This window comes from Streptomyces sp. NPDC014991 (genome assembly GCF_043080665.1).
In the GTDB taxonomy this organism is placed as follows: Bacteria; Actinomycetota; Actinomycetes; order Streptomycetales; family Streptomycetaceae; genus Streptomyces.
This window is the reverse complement of record NZ_JBIBVY010000018.1, coordinates 1-14,521: the sequence shown is the minus strand read 5'-3', so window position 1 is coordinate 14,521 and position 14,521 is coordinate 1. Positions and strand designations below refer to the sequence as shown.

10 protein-coding genes and 1 pseudogene are annotated in these 14,521 nt (G+C 73.9%); 3 read left to right on the top strand and 8 right to left on the bottom strand.

Annotation, left to right across the window (positions count from 1 at the left end; all coding sequences use genetic code 11):
• Nucleotide 1 precedes the first annotated feature (1 nt).
• The 3 genes and pseudogenes from ACF1BE_RS25270 to ACF1BE_RS25260 all read right to left on the bottom strand — a co-directional run bounded on the left by ACF1BE_RS25270 (nt 2) and on the right by ACF1BE_RS25260 (nt 1,591).
• Nucleotides 2–1,195: a phosphodiester glycosidase family protein gene (locus tag ACF1BE_RS25270; protein WP_392201305.1), complete on the bottom strand. Its 1,194-nt coding sequence runs from the start codon at nt 1,193–1,195 to the stop codon at nt 2–4.
• Between the two features lie 113 nt (nt 1,196–1,308).
• Nucleotides 1,309–1,383: pseudogene (locus tag ACF1BE_RS25265) on the bottom strand (DUF779 domain-containing protein); the annotation flags it as partial.
• Between the two features lie 85 nt (nt 1,384–1,468).
• Nucleotides 1,469–1,591 (bottom strand): hypothetical protein, encoded by a 123-nt coding sequence (locus ACF1BE_RS25260; RefSeq protein WP_392201304.1) that lies wholly within the window; start codon nt 1,589–1,591, stop codon nt 1,469–1,471.
• Between the two features lie 84 nt (nt 1,592–1,675).
• Here ACF1BE_RS25260 and ACF1BE_RS25255 point away from each other — a divergent pair, with 84 nt between their 5' ends.
• Entirely contained in the window at nt 1,676–2,179 is a 504-nt protein-coding gene (locus tag ACF1BE_RS25255; protein ID WP_392201303.1) for a hypothetical protein, read from the top strand.
• A 161-nt stretch (nt 2,180–2,340) separates the two neighbouring features.
• On the opposite strand, the gene ACF1BE_RS25250 is transcribed toward ACF1BE_RS25255, so the two are convergent.
• Nucleotides 2,341–2,988 carry a DedA family protein gene (locus ACF1BE_RS25250; protein ID WP_392201302.1) on the bottom strand — a complete coding sequence of 216 codons (648 nt, stop codon included), beginning with the start codon at nt 2,986–2,988 and terminating at the stop codon, nt 2,341–2,343.
• Nucleotides 2,989–3,437: 449 nt separating this feature from the next.
• On the opposite strand from ACF1BE_RS25250, the gene ACF1BE_RS25245 reads away from it, so the two are divergent.
• Entirely contained in the window at nt 3,438–3,959 is a 522-nt protein-coding gene (locus ACF1BE_RS25245) for a hypothetical protein (protein WP_392201301.1), read from the top strand.
• Between the two features lie 149 nt (nt 3,960–4,108).
• Nucleotides 4,109–5,899 (top strand): long-chain fatty acid--CoA ligase, encoded by a 1,791-nt coding sequence (locus tag ACF1BE_RS25240; RefSeq protein WP_392201300.1) that lies wholly within the window; start codon nt 4,109–4,111, stop codon nt 5,897–5,899.
• A gap of 90 nt (nt 5,900–5,989) precedes the next feature.
• Here ACF1BE_RS25240 and ACF1BE_RS25235 read toward each other — a convergent pair whose 3' ends face one another.
• From ACF1BE_RS25235 to ACF1BE_RS25220, 4 genes are all read right to left on the bottom strand, one after another.
• Complete coding sequence (locus ACF1BE_RS25235; protein WP_392201299.1) at nt 5,990–6,424, bottom strand: hypothetical protein; 435 nt, start codon at nt 6,422–6,424, stop codon at nt 5,990–5,992.
• Complete coding sequence (locus ACF1BE_RS25230; protein ID WP_392201298.1) at nt 6,421–7,503, bottom strand: flavin-containing monooxygenase; 1,083 nt, start codon at nt 7,501–7,503, stop codon at nt 6,421–6,423. The genes ACF1BE_RS25235 and ACF1BE_RS25230 overlap by 4 nt, the downstream gene beginning before the upstream one ends.
• The gene (locus ACF1BE_RS25225; RefSeq protein WP_392201297.1) at nt 7,500–9,050 is read right to left on the bottom strand and encodes an MFS transporter; all 1,551 of its coding nucleotides are present in this window, start codon (nt 9,048–9,050) and stop codon (nt 7,500–7,502) included. The genes ACF1BE_RS25230 and ACF1BE_RS25225 overlap by 4 nt, the downstream gene beginning before the upstream one ends.
• 98 nt (nt 9,051–9,148) lie before the next feature.
• A partial coding sequence (locus ACF1BE_RS25220) for an amino acid adenylation domain-containing protein (RefSeq protein ID WP_392201296.1) occupies nt 9,149–14,521 on the bottom strand: 5,373 nt, incomplete at its 5' end.

The window sequence follows — 14,521 nt, the reverse complement described above, 5'->3', positions numbered from 1 at the left end:
GTCACCCGGTGGAGAAGACACCGATGCCGTTCGGCACCGGACGTTCGGCGCCGCCGCTCGGGTGGTTGCGGACCGACACGGCGCCGGCGCCCGCGGCGCGGGTGACCAGCTCCGTCGAGCCGCCGCCGTCCAGGTTGAAGGCGTCGGAGGCGCCCAGCGACCGCATGGTGTCCGCCTCCTCCGCGACGGTCAGGCCGCTGCGGTACTCCGCGGAGCCGTCCAGCGCCAGGAGCAGCAGCTGCTGTCCGCCGCCCTTGTACCCCACGACCGTGCGCACCGCCGAGGTGACGTCGTCCAGCCCGGACAGCGGGGCGCCGCCGCGCAGCACCGGGAAGCCACCGACCGCGAACGTGTACGGCACCCCGGAGGAGGCCGCCACCAGGCTGTGCGTGACCTCCACCGGGTCCCCGACCGACAACGCGCGCAGCTGCCCCGCGCCCTCCTCCCGGCCCACCAGGACCGTGGTGTCCGCCGGGATCGCGCCGCCGCCCGGGGCGCCGGAGACGGAGGCCACCCGGCCGGCGCGCACCTTCACCTCGTAGGTGTCGCCGCTGCACGGCGCCGACCGCTGGGTGTCCGTGCCGCATACGGCCCGCGCCCGGGAGGCGCTGCCCCACTTCGCGGTGAAGGCGCCGACGGAGTTCACCGGCAGCGCGTACTGGTTGAGGCCCCCGAGGGCCAGCCGGCCGTCCGGCGTGCCGACGGTGCCGGCCAGGGAGAGCCGGTCCAGACGGGCCCTCCGGTCGGTGCCCACGCCGAAGACGTCGCGCGTGGTCGTGCCGGGGGGCAGTGCCGGTCCGAACCGCTGGCCCTGGGGCACCGCCGCCTTGAGCACCTGCCCGGCCGCGACGGCCGGCCCTACGGTCGCACCGGTGGCCTCCACACCCGGATGCTGCGTCTCGGTGATGTGGAAGAAGTCGCCGTTGACACCCGCGACCGCCCCGGCCGAGTCCGCCAGCCGGGAGACGGTGGCCCGGGCCGCCACCTCGCCCGGATACAGCAGGTCGACCCGGACGTGCGGGTTGGCCAGGTCGACCGTGAGCAGATGGGCGTGGGCCGTCCCCGCGCGGGCGTCGATGTCGAACTGACGGTAGGTCACACCCGGTGCGATCCACCGGCCCGCCGGGGCCGGGGCCGCCACCGCCGACGCCGTACCGGCCAGCACGCCGAACGCCGTGACCGCCGTGAGAACCACTCTGCCCGCTGTCGAACGTCTGCGACGTCTGATCACCGTGTCCCCTGATGTCTCGTCAACTCTGCCTTGACCAAGGGAAGTGCACCAGACTCGGGCGGCCGCCGGGCCGAGCAGGCGTCCACTACGCGAGAACGGGTGAGGAAACGCACCCCCTCGGGTGCCTCCGGCGAGAAGCCGCTGCCCCCGTTCCGGACAGCGGGGGCGTCGTACCCGGACCGGTACCACGGCCGGTCAGCGAACCGCCCAGGAGACTGTTGTGCCCGCCCGGACGGGTCAGGGGTGGCCCAGCACGTCGACCACCGCGCCGTTCGGGTCCCGCTTCATGACCTCCTCCAGACCCAGGACGCCGTGGAACTCCGCGCTCTCCGGCGGCGCGGACCACCGGACGCCGGGCACGTACCTGCATGACACGGCTCCCCGGGCGGCCGGCGGCGACGAACGGCCGGCGTGGTCCCGGCGGCCGGCTGGGAGGATGAGGCCATGCATGCACCGTTCCCCGCCCCGTCCGAGCCGCGTTTCGTCCCGAGGGGCGAACACCCGCTCCGGGACGAGGCCCTGGCCGCCGTCAACCAGGACCTGGCCGTGACCCTGCCCGACCAGCGTCCGCTGTGCCTCGTCGCCTGGCCGGGCGAGCCGGAGGAGGAGGCGGAGCGCGTGCACGTGGCCCTGGCGGACGGCGACGCGCACGGTAACCCGCTGGAGCCGTCGTCGACCGCTGCCGAGGCCCTCCTGGCCGTCGCCGGGGCCGCCCAGGACACCGTCATGGAGTGCCTGTGGCTGGCGTGGCCGGTGTGCACCCTCCACGGGCTCGGGATGCACCTGGCCGAGGTCGCCGGACGCCCCTCCTGGTGGTGCGGCGGGACCGACGGGCCGGACGGTCCGGGGCACGTCCGCGCGGCGGTGGGGGAGATGGACACGGTCCACCGCCCGCGCCGTCCGAACAGCAGGCGCCGCGAGGAACGCACGCCGCTCCGGCCCCACTGACACCGGCCCGGTCCGGCCGCGGGCGCGCCTTCGGGCACGGGCGGCGCCGGGCGCGCGACCGCCTCGGCTCCCCGCACGACCGGCGCCCGTCGGCACCGGTCCGGCGGGTGGCGTGCGCCCGCGGGGCGCGTGCGCCGTGCCGGGGCAGCGTGTGCGTGGGGTCAGTGTCCGGGGCCGCGCCGCTCGCTTCGTTCGCGGCGGGCCCGGCGGCTTCCGGCCAGCAGCGGCAGCAGCGACAGCACCACCACCAGGGCGACCAGCGGCAGCAGGTAGTCGTCGACGTGCGGTACGGACGTGCCGAGCAGGTAGCCGGCGAGGACCAGCGTCTGCGACCACAGCACGCCGCCCACGGTCTGCCACAGCGTGAAGGCCCGCGCGGGCACGCCCAGGGCGCCCGCCACCGGGTGCACGACCGTGCGCAGCACCGGTACGAACCGGCCGATCACCAGCGCCTTGCCGTGGCCGTAGCGCGCCAGCAGCTCCTCCGCCCGTGCCGCCGCGTCCTTCACGCGCCGGCTGGAGGTGCGCGCCAGCAACGCCCGTCCGCCGTGCCGGCCGATCAGGTACCCCACCTGGCCGCCCGCCACCGCCCCGACCGCCGCGCACACCAGCACCTGCCACAGTTCCAGGCGCGGCGGCTGCCCGGCACTGCCGGCGCACAGCACCCCGGCCGGGAACAGCAGGGTGTCACCGGGCAGGAAGAAGCCGACGACGAGCAGCCCCGACTCGGCGAAGATCACCGCCAGGACGCCCAGCGCGCCGAAGGCGGCGAGTACCGAGGCGCTGTTCGTCGGGTTGACGGCTGTCACCGGCCGAGCCTCCTGGCCTCGCACGGACCTGTTCCGTCCACCAGCATCGCGTGCCCGGCACGGCCGTGCGCGTCAGTCGGGCGGCGCGCCGGTGCGTACCGGGCCGTTCGGTCGCACAGGACGACCTGAGGCACCGGGCCGGGCCGGCCGGTGGGAGCCGTGCTCGGCAGTCGCATAGAACGCAGATCCGAAAGCAGGACAATGTGTCAAACGCCTCGACGGAAGGGACATCGGCAGGGAAACTGTCCTCAACGGACTTTCACCCGCGCTCGGTTGCCCGACCGGCACCGGCGCGGAGGACGGCCGTGTCGCGTGCCCCGGGGAGGGGGAGACCCCGACAGGGCGGCTGACACGCGAGATCGCACACGGGCCACGGCCGGTCGGCGCCGACCGGTCCGCCGCGGCCTGCCGAACCCAGATCTGACTGTTCATGACAGACGGAGGACGTCTTGAGGAAAGCTGTCCGTCAATGGCTGGCGCGTTCCACCGGTGCCACTGCCGCAGCGCTGCTGCTGGCCGGGTACACCGCCGGTGCCACGCACGCCGCCGACCAGCAGGGTCGCAACATGAACGTCACCGCGCACTTCGCGGCGACCGTCGCCGCGGACCCGGACACCGTGACCTGCGGGGGTTTCGACGTGACCGCGCAGGGGCGCGCCGCCGGCACTCCCATCGGCGGCAACGGCACATGGCAGGACCAGGAGAAGGCCTGCACGCTGAGCCTTCCCGGCCAGTACGACATCAACGGGACGGCGGTCATCAGCGCCGGTGACGGCGACCGGATCACCCTCGGCTACCACCTCACCGCGCCGCTCACGGAGGACCCCGTCGTCCACCCGTCCGGCACCTACTGGATCACCGGCGGCACCGGGGAGTACGCGCACGCCACCGGTGGCGGACGGATGAACTCCGTCGTCAACCTCCGGGACACGTCCCACGTCTCCGCGAGTCTGCACGGCACCCTCTCCTAGCAACGGACGACGGCGGCGGGCGACGGGCCGGCCCGCCGCCCGCCGTCAGCGTTCCCCGTGCGGCCCCGGCCTGTCGTCCGGACCTCCCGGACGACAGCCGTGGTAAGACGCCGGACCACCTTCTGACCGCGCACCTGCGAGGGGCCGCCATGAAGAGCACGATGCAGGACCGTCCACTGCTCGTCCGCGACATCCTGAGCCACGGGCAGCGCGTCTACGCGGACAGCCGGGTCGTGCGCTGTGCCGACGGGCCGGCCGCACGCTCCTCGCAGTCCTTCGCCGGCATCGCCGGGCAGGCCGAGCGGCTCGCAGCGGCGCTGGACCGGCTGGGCGTGCGGCCCGGTGAGCGCGTGGCCACGCTGGCCTGGAACACCCCCGAGCACCTCGTGGCGTACTTCGCCGTGCCGAGCATGGGCGCGGTGCTGCACACCCTCAACCTCCGGCTGCACCCCGACCAGCTGGGCTACATCGTCGAGCACGCCGAGGACGCGGTCCTCCTGGTCGACGCGACCCTGCTGCAGACTCTCGCCCCGCTGCGGGACCGGCTGGGCAGTGTGCGCGACGTGGTCGTCATCGGCGACGCGCCGAAACCGGACCTGCCCGGGCACATCACCGTACACCGCTGGGACGAGCTGCTGGCGGCCGAGCGGCCCGGCTTCCCCTGGCCCGACCTGGACGAACGGGACGCGGCGGCGCTCTGCTACACGACCGGCACCACCGGCCACCCCAAGGGCGTGGCCTACAGCCACCGGTCGATCTTCCTGCACACACTCGGTGTGTCGGCCGGCGCCGGTTTCGCGATGCGGGAAGGCGACCGGATCCTGCCGATCGTGCCCATGTTCCACGCCAACGCCTGGGGCTGGCCGTACGCGGCCTGGCTGGCGGGCGCCGACCTGATCATGAACGGGCGGCTGCTGCACCCTCCGGAGCTGGCCCGGATCATCAACGAGGAGCGGCCCACCGGGGTGGCGGCGATCTGCACGATCTGGAACAGCCTGGTGCACCACGGCGAACACCACCCGCTGGACCTGAGCGGCGTACGGCTCGCCGGCTGTGGCGGTGCCACCCCGCCGCGTGCCCTCCTCCAGCGGCTCAAGGACCGCTACGGCGTCCGGTTGAAGCAGGGCTGGGGTCTGACCGAGACCAGCCCGCTGGCCACCTTCGCGGTCCCGCCGCACGGCACCCCCGACGAGGAGGAGATCGACTGGCTCGCCAAGAGCGGCCGGCTGATGCCCTGCGTCGAGGTGCGGCTGATCGCGGAGGACGGCACCGAACAGCCCTGGGACGGCACGTCGGTGGGCGAACTGGAGCTGCGCGGGCCCTGGGTGACCGGCTCCTACTACAACAGCCCCGACTCGGCCGAGAAGTTCCACGACGGCTGGCTGCGCACGGGCGACCTGGGAGTGATCGAACCGGGTGGCTGGGTGGTGGTCAGCGACCGGCTCAAGGACGGCATCAAGAGCGGCGGCGAGTGGATCTCCACCATCGAGCTGGAGAACGCGATCACCGAGCACCCCGCGGTGCTGGAGGCCGTCGTGGTCGGTGTGCCCGACCCGCGCTGGGAGGAACGCCCGCTCGCTTGTGTGTCCTTGGTACCGGGCGCCGACGTCGGCGCCGACGAGCTGCGGGAGTTCCTGGCCGGTCGGGTGGCCCGCTGGTGGGTTCCGGAGCGGTGGTCGTTCGTGGACGCGGTGCCGAAGACCAGCGTCGGCAAGTACGACAAGCGGTCGGTACGCGCGATGTACGCGGAGGGCGCCCTGCACGTCTCGGGCGGCCCGCGGGCCTCCGGCGCGGACACGGACACGGCGTCCGGGGAGCGAGGCGTGGCGCAGGCGACCGGGGAGGGCGGTACGGCGCAGGCAGCCGGGGACCGAGGCACGGCGCGAGTGTCCGGGAGCCCGGCCGGACCGCAGGTTCCCGGTCCGCCGTCCGCGCGGTGAGCGCCGCTGCGGTGCCGCCCGCCGCCCGGGGCACCACAGCGGCCACGCCTCAGGAGGAGCCCCGGCCGTCGGGGCCCACACCGGCACGCCTCAGGCCGACACCCGCCGGGCCGCCTCGGCCAGCAACTCCCGCTGCCCGTCCGGGTCGAGACCCAGCTCGCGCACCAGCCGGAACGTCAGCAGCAGTCGGGCCTGGAGTACCGTCTCCGGGCCCACGTGCCCTTCGCCCGACGCCTGCCCGCCGTACAGGCCCTCGGTGACGAGGCCTTCGAGGAACGCCGGGGGGAAGTCCTCCGCGCCTGCCTCCAGCGAGCCGAGTACGCCGGCGACGTAGCCGCTGATCTCCTCGGGTGCCGCGCCGCGCGGGAACCGGCGGCGGACCGCCAGCGAGAACGCGGCGCCGACCGCGCGCCCGTAGTGCGGGTCGGCGGGATCCAGGGCGGTGGACTTCTGCGCGAAACCGATGAAGTCGAACGCCAGCAGTGCGGCGAGTACGTCGAGTTCGGTGACGGTGGCCGTGGTCATGCCGGTTCGCCTTTCGCAGCGGGGGAAGCGTCCGGGGTGCCGCGGGCGGCGGTGACGGCCGCGGCCGCGATGCGTTCGGCGTCCCGGCCGACGAAGCCGAGCAGCGCCGAGCCGCGGGTGCGCATCCGGTACAGGCCCAGGTAGTAACTGCCCGGCAGCGCCCCCACACCCTCCGTGTGCCGGGGCTGACCGGACTCGTCGAGCATCGCCGGGTCGAGCCAGCTCCAGTCGGTGCGGTAGCCGGTCGCCCAGATCACCGCGGACGGCCTGAGGCGCTCGCCGTCCGCGACCAGCAGCTCGGCGCCCCGGGCGGCGGCGATCCGGCCCACCGTCCGGATACGGCCGTCCGCGACCAGCGCGGGCACCCGGTCACCGACGATGGGATCCGGTGCCCGCATGTTCACCGGCATGCTCATCACGCCGAGGACGCTCATCCACCAGAACATGTCCCGCCCGACGACGGTCTGCGGCAGCCCCGGTGACACGGTGTCCCCGCAGCTGAGCACCACCCGGTGGGTGCCGGCCAGCTCCACGGCTATCTGCCGCCCGGAGTTGCCGTCACCGACGATCACCACCGTGCCCGGCGGGACCTGCGCGGGGCCGCGGTAGTCGCCGGTGTGCAGGGACGGCACGTCCGGGCTGAGCGCGGCGGCGAACTCCGGGATCCGCGGGGTGCCGAACGCGCCGGTCGCGATGACGACCTGACCGGCCCGGCAGTCGCCGTGCCCGGTGGTCAGCAGGTAGCCGTCGCCGTCCCTGCGCAGGGCCAGCACCCGGTGGCCGGGCAGTACGGGAAGGTCGAACCGCCGCGCGTACTCCCGTAGATACGCAGCGACCTCGTCCTTGCCGGGGTAGCGCGCGCCGGGGCCGGGGAAGGGCAGGCCCGGCAGTGCGGAGAACCGCGCGGACGTGAACAGTCTCAGCGAGTCCCAGCGCCGCCGCCAGGTCTCGCCGACCGCGCTCCCGGCGTCGAGCAGCACGCAGGGCACGCCGGCCTGCCGCAGGTAGTACCCGACGGCGAGCCCGGACTGGCCCGCTCCGACGACGGCGACCGGCACGGTGGCCGGCAGCGCGCTCATCGGGTCCCTCCGGCGACCGCGCGCGGCCGGCGGCCGGCGACCGGGCGGGCCGGGGCGGGACCGCCGCGCAGGCCGGCCAGGACGACGGCGGACGCGACGGCGCACACCACGGCCGCGACCCACATCGCGGCGTGCAGCCCGGTCAGGAACGCACTGTCGGCGTCGGCCACCACCGCCCCGCGCAGGCCCGGCGGCGCGTGCACGACCGCCCGCAGGGTGCCACCGAGGGACGTCCGCGCCCCGGCGGGCAGCGCCCCGGCGGCACCGCCCAGCGAGTGCCGGTACACCGACCCCAGGACGGAGCCGAGCACCGCGACACCGAAGGCCGTACCCAGATGCCGCACCGTGTTCGCGACGGCGGACCCGGCGCCGGCCTTCGCGGGCCGCACCGCGGACATCGTCGCCGCCATGCCCACCGCGAACGTGGCCCCGAAACCCAGCCCGAACAGCGCGTGCACGGCCTCGAAGAGCCAGACCGGGGTGGCGGCGTCCACCACCGCGTAGAAGACACAGCAGACGGCCATCAGCAGGCCACTGCCGCCGAGCGCGACCGCGGGCCCCCAGCGGGCGGTCAGCCGGGTGGCAGCGGCACCGGACACCGTCGAACCGACGGCCAGCGGCAACGTCAGCAGCCCGGCCCGCACGGGCGAGAAGTCCCGCAGCTGCTGGAGGTAGAAGGAGAGGATGTACGTCGCCCCGGTCGCGACGAAGAACGACGCGGCCAGCGCCGCCGCGCCGATCGCGAACCGCCGGTCGGTGAACAGCGACGGGTCGAACGCGGGCTGGTCCCGGCGGCGGGCGGCCAGCACCATCACCGTGAGCAGGACCAGTCCCAGCAGGATCGGACCGAGCACCACCCCCTCCAGCCAGCTGCTCTCCTCACCGCCCTCGATCACTCCGTAGACGAGGGCGCCGACACCGGCGACCGACAGCAGCACCCCGGTGACGTCCACCCGGGGAGCCCCGGGGCCACGGTTCGCCGGCACCAGCACGCCGACCATCGCCAGCGCGACGACCGCGAAGGGCACGTTGACCAGCAGCAGCGTCCCCCACCAGAAGGCGGACAGCAGCGCACCGCCCACGACCGGCCCGGCCGCGATGCCGATACCGGCCGACATCGACCAGTAGCCGATGGCCCGGGCCCGCTCCTCGGCGGGGAACACGCTCGCGACGACGGCCATCGTGCAACCCGGCACGACGGAGGCACCGACCCCCATCACGGCCCGCCAGGCGATGAGTTCGCCCGGGCTGGAGGACCACGCGCCGGCGAGGGACGCGCCGAGGAAGACCACGAGGCCGGCCAGCAGCACCCGCCGCCGGCCGAACCGGTCACCGAGGATGCCCGCGGTGAACAGCAGCGCCGCGAAGGTGAGCGTGTAGGCGTCCATCGACCACTGCAACTGGGCGTTGGACTCGCCCAGTCCGCTCTGGATCGACGCGAGGCCCACGGTCATCACCGTGTTGTCGATGGTCGCGATGAACATCATCAACGCCATCGCGCCCAGTATCAGCCACCGCTTCGGGTCGGCGGCCTGGTCAGTTCGCATACCGATTGTCCTCACTCCTTGGACCGGACCCGCCGGACCCGCAGGACCCGTCCGGGGTGGACCGGCCGGGCCGTCGGTGGGACGGCCCGGCCGGCCGGTCAGTTGGCGTCGAGTGCCCGGCGCAGTTCGCCGGCCAGAGCGCGCAGCCCCTCGCCGCGCATCACTGTGTAGTGGTCGCCCGGAATGTCGACGAGCTCGGCGTCACCGGGGAAGTACGCCATCCAGCGCGACGCCGTCTCGGCCGTCGCACCGCCGTCCGCGGCCCGCAGCGCCAGCACCCGGCCGGCGAAGCCGCGGGGCGAATGGCGCAGCAGAGCACGGTAGTTGTTCTGGAACCGGGTGAGGATGCGGCTCAGCGTGCCGAGGTCGACGTCGTCCGACAACGCCCCCGCCGCGCACGCCTCGCTGTGCAGCACCTGCACGGGCGGGCGGCCGTCGAACGCCTCGGGCGGCAGCTCCCAGTCCACGCCGGCCAGACCCGCCAGGTCCCGGGCGAACCAGGACAGCAGCACCTCGTCGGTGACGGACGCGTCGGCCGGCCCGGGCGGCTCCAGCAGGTCCACCACGGTCAGCAGGTCCACCTCGGCGCCCGCCGCGGTGAGCTGGGCGGCCGTCTCCAGGGCGATCACCCCGCCCATCGACCAGCCGCCCAGCCGGTACGGGCCCTCGGGCAGCGCCTCGCGGACCGCCGCCGCGTAGTGCGCGGCCATGTCCTCGACGCTGAGCAGTTCGGCGTCCGGCGACTGGAGCGCGTAGAACGGCTGGTCGTCGCCGAGGAGTTCGGCCAGCTCCGCGTAGCAGAGCACGTCACCGCCGACCGGGTGCACGAAGATCAGCGGGGGACGTGAGCCGGTGGTGCGCACCGGCACCAGCGCCGTGCGGCCGTCTCCACCGCTGCCGGTCTCCCGGACGGCCTGGGCGAGCAGTTCGATGGTCGGCCGGGCGAAGAGGGTGGACAGTGGCAGGCTGCGGCCCAGACCGCGGGCGATCCTGGCCATCAGCCGCACCGCGAGCAGCGAGTCACCGCCGAGCTCGAAGAAGCCGGCGGTCACCCCGACCTCGGCCAGACCGAAGAACTCCGCCCAGATCTCCGCCAGTCGGCGCTCCACGTCGTCGCGGGGCGCGACGAAGCCGGTGCCTTCGGCGGCCACCTCGTCCGGCGCGGGCAGCGCCGCCCGCAGGACCTTCCCGTTGTCGCTCAGCGGCAGCTCGTCCAGGACGAGGATCCGCTGCGGCACCAGGTACCGGGGCACCGCACGGCGCAGCGCCTCGGTGATCCCGGCCTCGGTGTCCTCCCGCCCGTCGTCGAGGACGACGTAGGCGATCAGGCGCTTGGGACCGTGCTGTTCGCCCGCCGCGACGACCGCGGCGGCCCGCACCCCCTCGCACTGGGTGAGGGCGGCCTCCACCTCTCCCAGCTCGATCCGGTATCCCTGGATCTTCACCTGGGAGTCCTGCCGGCCGAGGAACTCGATGGTGCCGTCCGGCAGGAAGCGTCCCAGGTCACCGGTGCGGTACAGCCGCTCACCGGTGACCGGGTGGTGCACGAAGGCGGCCCGGGTCTTCGCCTCGTCGTTCAGGTACCCGCGGGCCAGACCGACACCGGCGATGTAGAGATCACCCGGCACCCACACCGGGCAGGGCCGCATCGCGCCGTCGAGGACGTGGAAGCGCTGGTTACGCATCGCCCTGCCGTAGGGGATGCTCACCCAGTCCTCCGCGACCTGCCCGATCGGCTGGCAGATCGACCAGATCGACGCCTCGGTGGCGCCGCCGAGGCTCCACTGCTCGGCGTCCGGCAGCAACAGCCGGATCCGGCCCGGCAGCGTCACCGGGATCCAGTCCCCGCTCATCATCACCAGCCGCACCGGCAGCCCGGTCAGCCCGTTGGCGAGGGCGTGTTCCGTGAACATCTCCATCAGCGCCGGCACGCTGTTCCAGACAGTCACCCGGTGCTCGGCGACGAGTTCCGCCCAGCGGGCCGGCTCGCGGTGCGCGGACGGCTCGGGCAGGACGAGCGCGCCACCCACCGACAGCAGCCCGAAGACGTCGTAGACGGACAGGTCGAAGTTGAGCGCGGACAGCCCCAGCGCCCGGTCCGCCGCGGTGACGCGGTAGCGCTCGTTGACGTCGACCACCGTGTTCAGGGCCGCCCCGTGCTCGATCATCACGCCCTTCGGCAGCCCGGTGGAACCCGAGGTGAAGATCACGTAGGCGAGGTCGGCGGGTCCGGCGCCGCACCGGCCGAGCGGCCGGTCGTCACCCTCGTCATCGGCCCGCACCACGGTCCTGGCCACGCCCTGAGGCCACGCGGCGGTGTCCTCCACCCACGGCTGGGTGACGACGTGGCTGATCCCGGCGCTGTCCAGCAGTACCCGCAGCCGCTCGGCGGGCACGGCGGCGTCGATCGGGACGTACGCCGCCCCGGCCCGCAGGATGCCGAGCGCCGCGACGACCTGCTCCCAGCCCTTGTCCATCACGATCGCCACCAGATCGCCGGGACCGGCTCCCTGAGCGCGCAGCCGGTGCCCCACCTGGTTGGACCGGCGGTCGAGACCGGCGTACGTCAGGGTCAGCGCCGGCGTGATCACCGCGGGCTCGTCGGGCCGCAACGCTGCCTGGGCGAGAACACCCTCGTGCAACAGCCCGTCCGGGACGGGCCCGTCGGTGGCGTTGGCCGTGTCCCGCACGCCCAGATCGGCCGCCGGGACGAGGACGGGAGCGGGCCGCTGCCAGGCCGCCGGGTCCTGCGACAGGTCGTGCAGCAGCCGCCGGTAGGCGGCGAACATCGCGTCGACACAGCCCGCCGGGAACAACTCCTCGATGACGTCCCAGTTCAGGACCAGTTCACCGGCCTCCTCGACCGCCTGGTGGTCCAGCCACACCTGTGGGGTGCGGACCGAGCTGCTGACCTGGCGGCCGTTCTCACCGATCCCGGCCAGATACTGCACGACACCCCGCTGCTCGGTGTCCTGCCGGCCGGTGGAGTTCACCAGGCTGGTGAAGACGACCGGCGCGGCGGCCCGCACCGATCCGCCCCGGGCCCGGTTCAGCTCCCTGAGCACCTGCACCCCGCTGACCTGACTGTGCTCCATGTCGCTCCACAGCCGGCGCTGCACCTCTTCGGCACGGCGGGCGAACGTGTCGGTGGCCGCGTCCCGGATCTCCAGCAGCAGGGTGGTGGAGAAGTTGCCGATGACATCGCCGACCTGCGGGTGCAGTGGCAGCCGATTGGCGAACAGCAGGTTGAGCGAGAAGTCGGGGGTGGCACTCCACGCCGCGATCACCTGCGAGTACGCGGTGCACAGGGCCGCGGACGCGCTGACCCCGGCCGCCGCCGCGTGCCGCTTGAACCGGGACCAGTCCCGGCTCGACAGGGTCGCCCCCCGGTGGTTGAACACCGGCCGGTCCAGGGTCGACGGGTCGACAGCCAGCGGCAGTTGCGGCGCGGGCGGCAGCGTGTCGAGCCGGTCCCGCCAGTAGGCCAGCGCCCGCTCGTGTTCGGGCCCGCTCTCCAGGGCACGGGCCTGGCGGACGTAGTCCCGGTAGCGCAGCCGCAGTTCCGGCAGCGTCTCACCGCGGTAGTGGGCGGCCCACTCCCTGAACAGGATCGACGTACTGAAACCGTCGATGATCAGGGCGTCGAAGCCGGCGTGCAGCCGGATCACCCGGTCGTCGACGCGGGTCACCCGCACGTCGAACAGCGGCCACTGGGCGGTGTCGAACACCTGCCGCCGCATCTCCTCGTAGACGGCGGTCAACGCGGCGTCGCGCCCGGCCGGGTCCAGCGCGGAGACGTCGCTCTCCCGGATCACGTAGGCCGGAACGTCCCGCAGCACCCGCTGCTCGCCCTCGGCCGTGAAGACCGCCCGCAGCATGTCGTGCCGTTCGATCATCGCCCGGAAGGAGGCGGCGAGGCGGTCGGTGTCCACGTGCTCCAGGTCGATCTCGATCTGGAAGTAGGTGGAGGTGCCGCCGAGTTCGAAGACGTCACCACGGCCGACGAGGTACGCCTGCTGAAGATCGGTGAGACCGAACGGCTCGTAGCGTTCCGCGTCCTCGGCCCGGGACACGGTGCCCGCTTCCTCGGCGGCCTGCCTGGCTTCCGTGCCGGTGCCGGCTTCGCGGTCGCTCTCCGCTTCGACCGCGCTGCCCAGGGCGCGAAGGATGTCGTCGGTGATGTCGTCGCTGCCGCGGCCGTTGAGGAACGCCGTCATCGGCAGCAGGACGTCGAACCGCCGGCTCAGGGTCAGCCGGATCTTCATCGCGATCAGCGAATCGAGACCGAGCGCCTGCAACGGCTGGCGTCCGTCGAACCGGGCCGCCTCCATACCCAGCGCCTGGGCCACGGTCCGTGCCACGAACGCCCGCACCGCCTCGGGCGTGAGGGCGGGCACTTCTTCGGCCACCTCTGCCGGGGCGGGCGCGGGGACCGTCAGCTCCGCGGTCCGGGCGCACGGCCCCGGCACCACCACGGACGTCGCTACGGCCGCGGGTTCCGCCCCGGGCCGGGCAGCGACCGGAGCGAACCGCACACCGTCGGCCTCGGCCACCAGCCGCCCGTCTCCCGCGACGAGCCGGATACGCGCCCGGGCGCCACCGTCGAACAGTTCCGCGTGACATCGCAGACCGTCCCCGGGGCCACCACGACGGTAGTGGACGAAGCGGTCCAGCCCGACCGGCACGAGGGCCGGCCCGCCCGCGGGGAAGCAGGCCAGCGCGGTATGGAACATCGCGTCGACCAGCCCCGGGTGCAGCAGATAGGGCTCCGCCTCACCCGAGACGGCGGCCCGGATCACGGCCGTGGCCTCGTCCCGGCCGAGCCTGATCCGCTCCACCCAGCGGACGGCCGAACCCAGGTACAACGCACGCTGCCACAGCAACCGGTACAGCTGGTCCCCGGTCAGCTCCCGGCCCGACTCGACCACCGCGAGCGCCACCGTCGGCGCGGCCGGCGCGCCCGAGCGGGCCCGTCCCTCCGCGTGCAGCTGCCAGCCACCGGCCGCGTCCTGCGCGTAGTAACGGAACGACCCGTCATCCACCACGAGCTGGACGGCGCGTTCGGTGATCGCGCCCGGATCGGCGCCGGCCGGGGCGAGCACCAGGTCGAGCGGCAGCTCCAGACCCTCGACGGAAACCGGCCCCGGCCCGGCCAGTTCGGTGACCGCCTCGATCGCCGACGCCAGGAACACCCCGGCACCCACCACCGGCCGTCCGCCGACCACGATGTCACCGAGGCAGGGATGCGCCGCCGGGTCGAGTCGGGCGGCGAACTGCGCCTGCGCGAGCGGCGACGGCAGTCGCACGCCCAACAGACGTACGGGTTCCACCGGTCGCCCCTCCGAACGCGACCCGCTCACCGTGACGTCGGCGGGCTCGGGGGTGAGCCAGTAGTGGTGGTGTTGGAAGGGGTAGGGGGGGAGTTCGGTGGGGTGGGTGTTGTAGGGGGTGAGGAGGGTGGGCCAGTCGAT

Coding starts and splice junctions, on each gene's coding strand:
- ACF1BE_RS25255 (WP_392201303.1), top strand. CDS start 1,676: ATGCATGCACCGTTCCCCGCCCCGTCCGAGCCGCGTTTCGTCCCGAGG.
- ACF1BE_RS25240 (WP_392201300.1), top strand. CDS start 4,109: ATGAAGAGCACGATGCAGGACCGTCCACTGCTCGTCCGCGACATCCTG.
- ACF1BE_RS25235 (WP_392201299.1), bottom strand. CDS start 6,424: ATGACCACGGCCACCGTCACCGAACTCGACGTACTCGCCGCACTGCTG.
- ACF1BE_RS25230 (WP_392201298.1), bottom strand. CDS start 7,503: ATGAGCGCGCTGCCGGCCACCGTGCCGGTCGCCGTCGTCGGAGCGGGC.
- ACF1BE_RS25225 (WP_392201297.1), bottom strand. CDS start 9,050: ATGCGAACTGACCAGGCCGCCGACCCGAAGCGGTGGCTGATACTGGGC.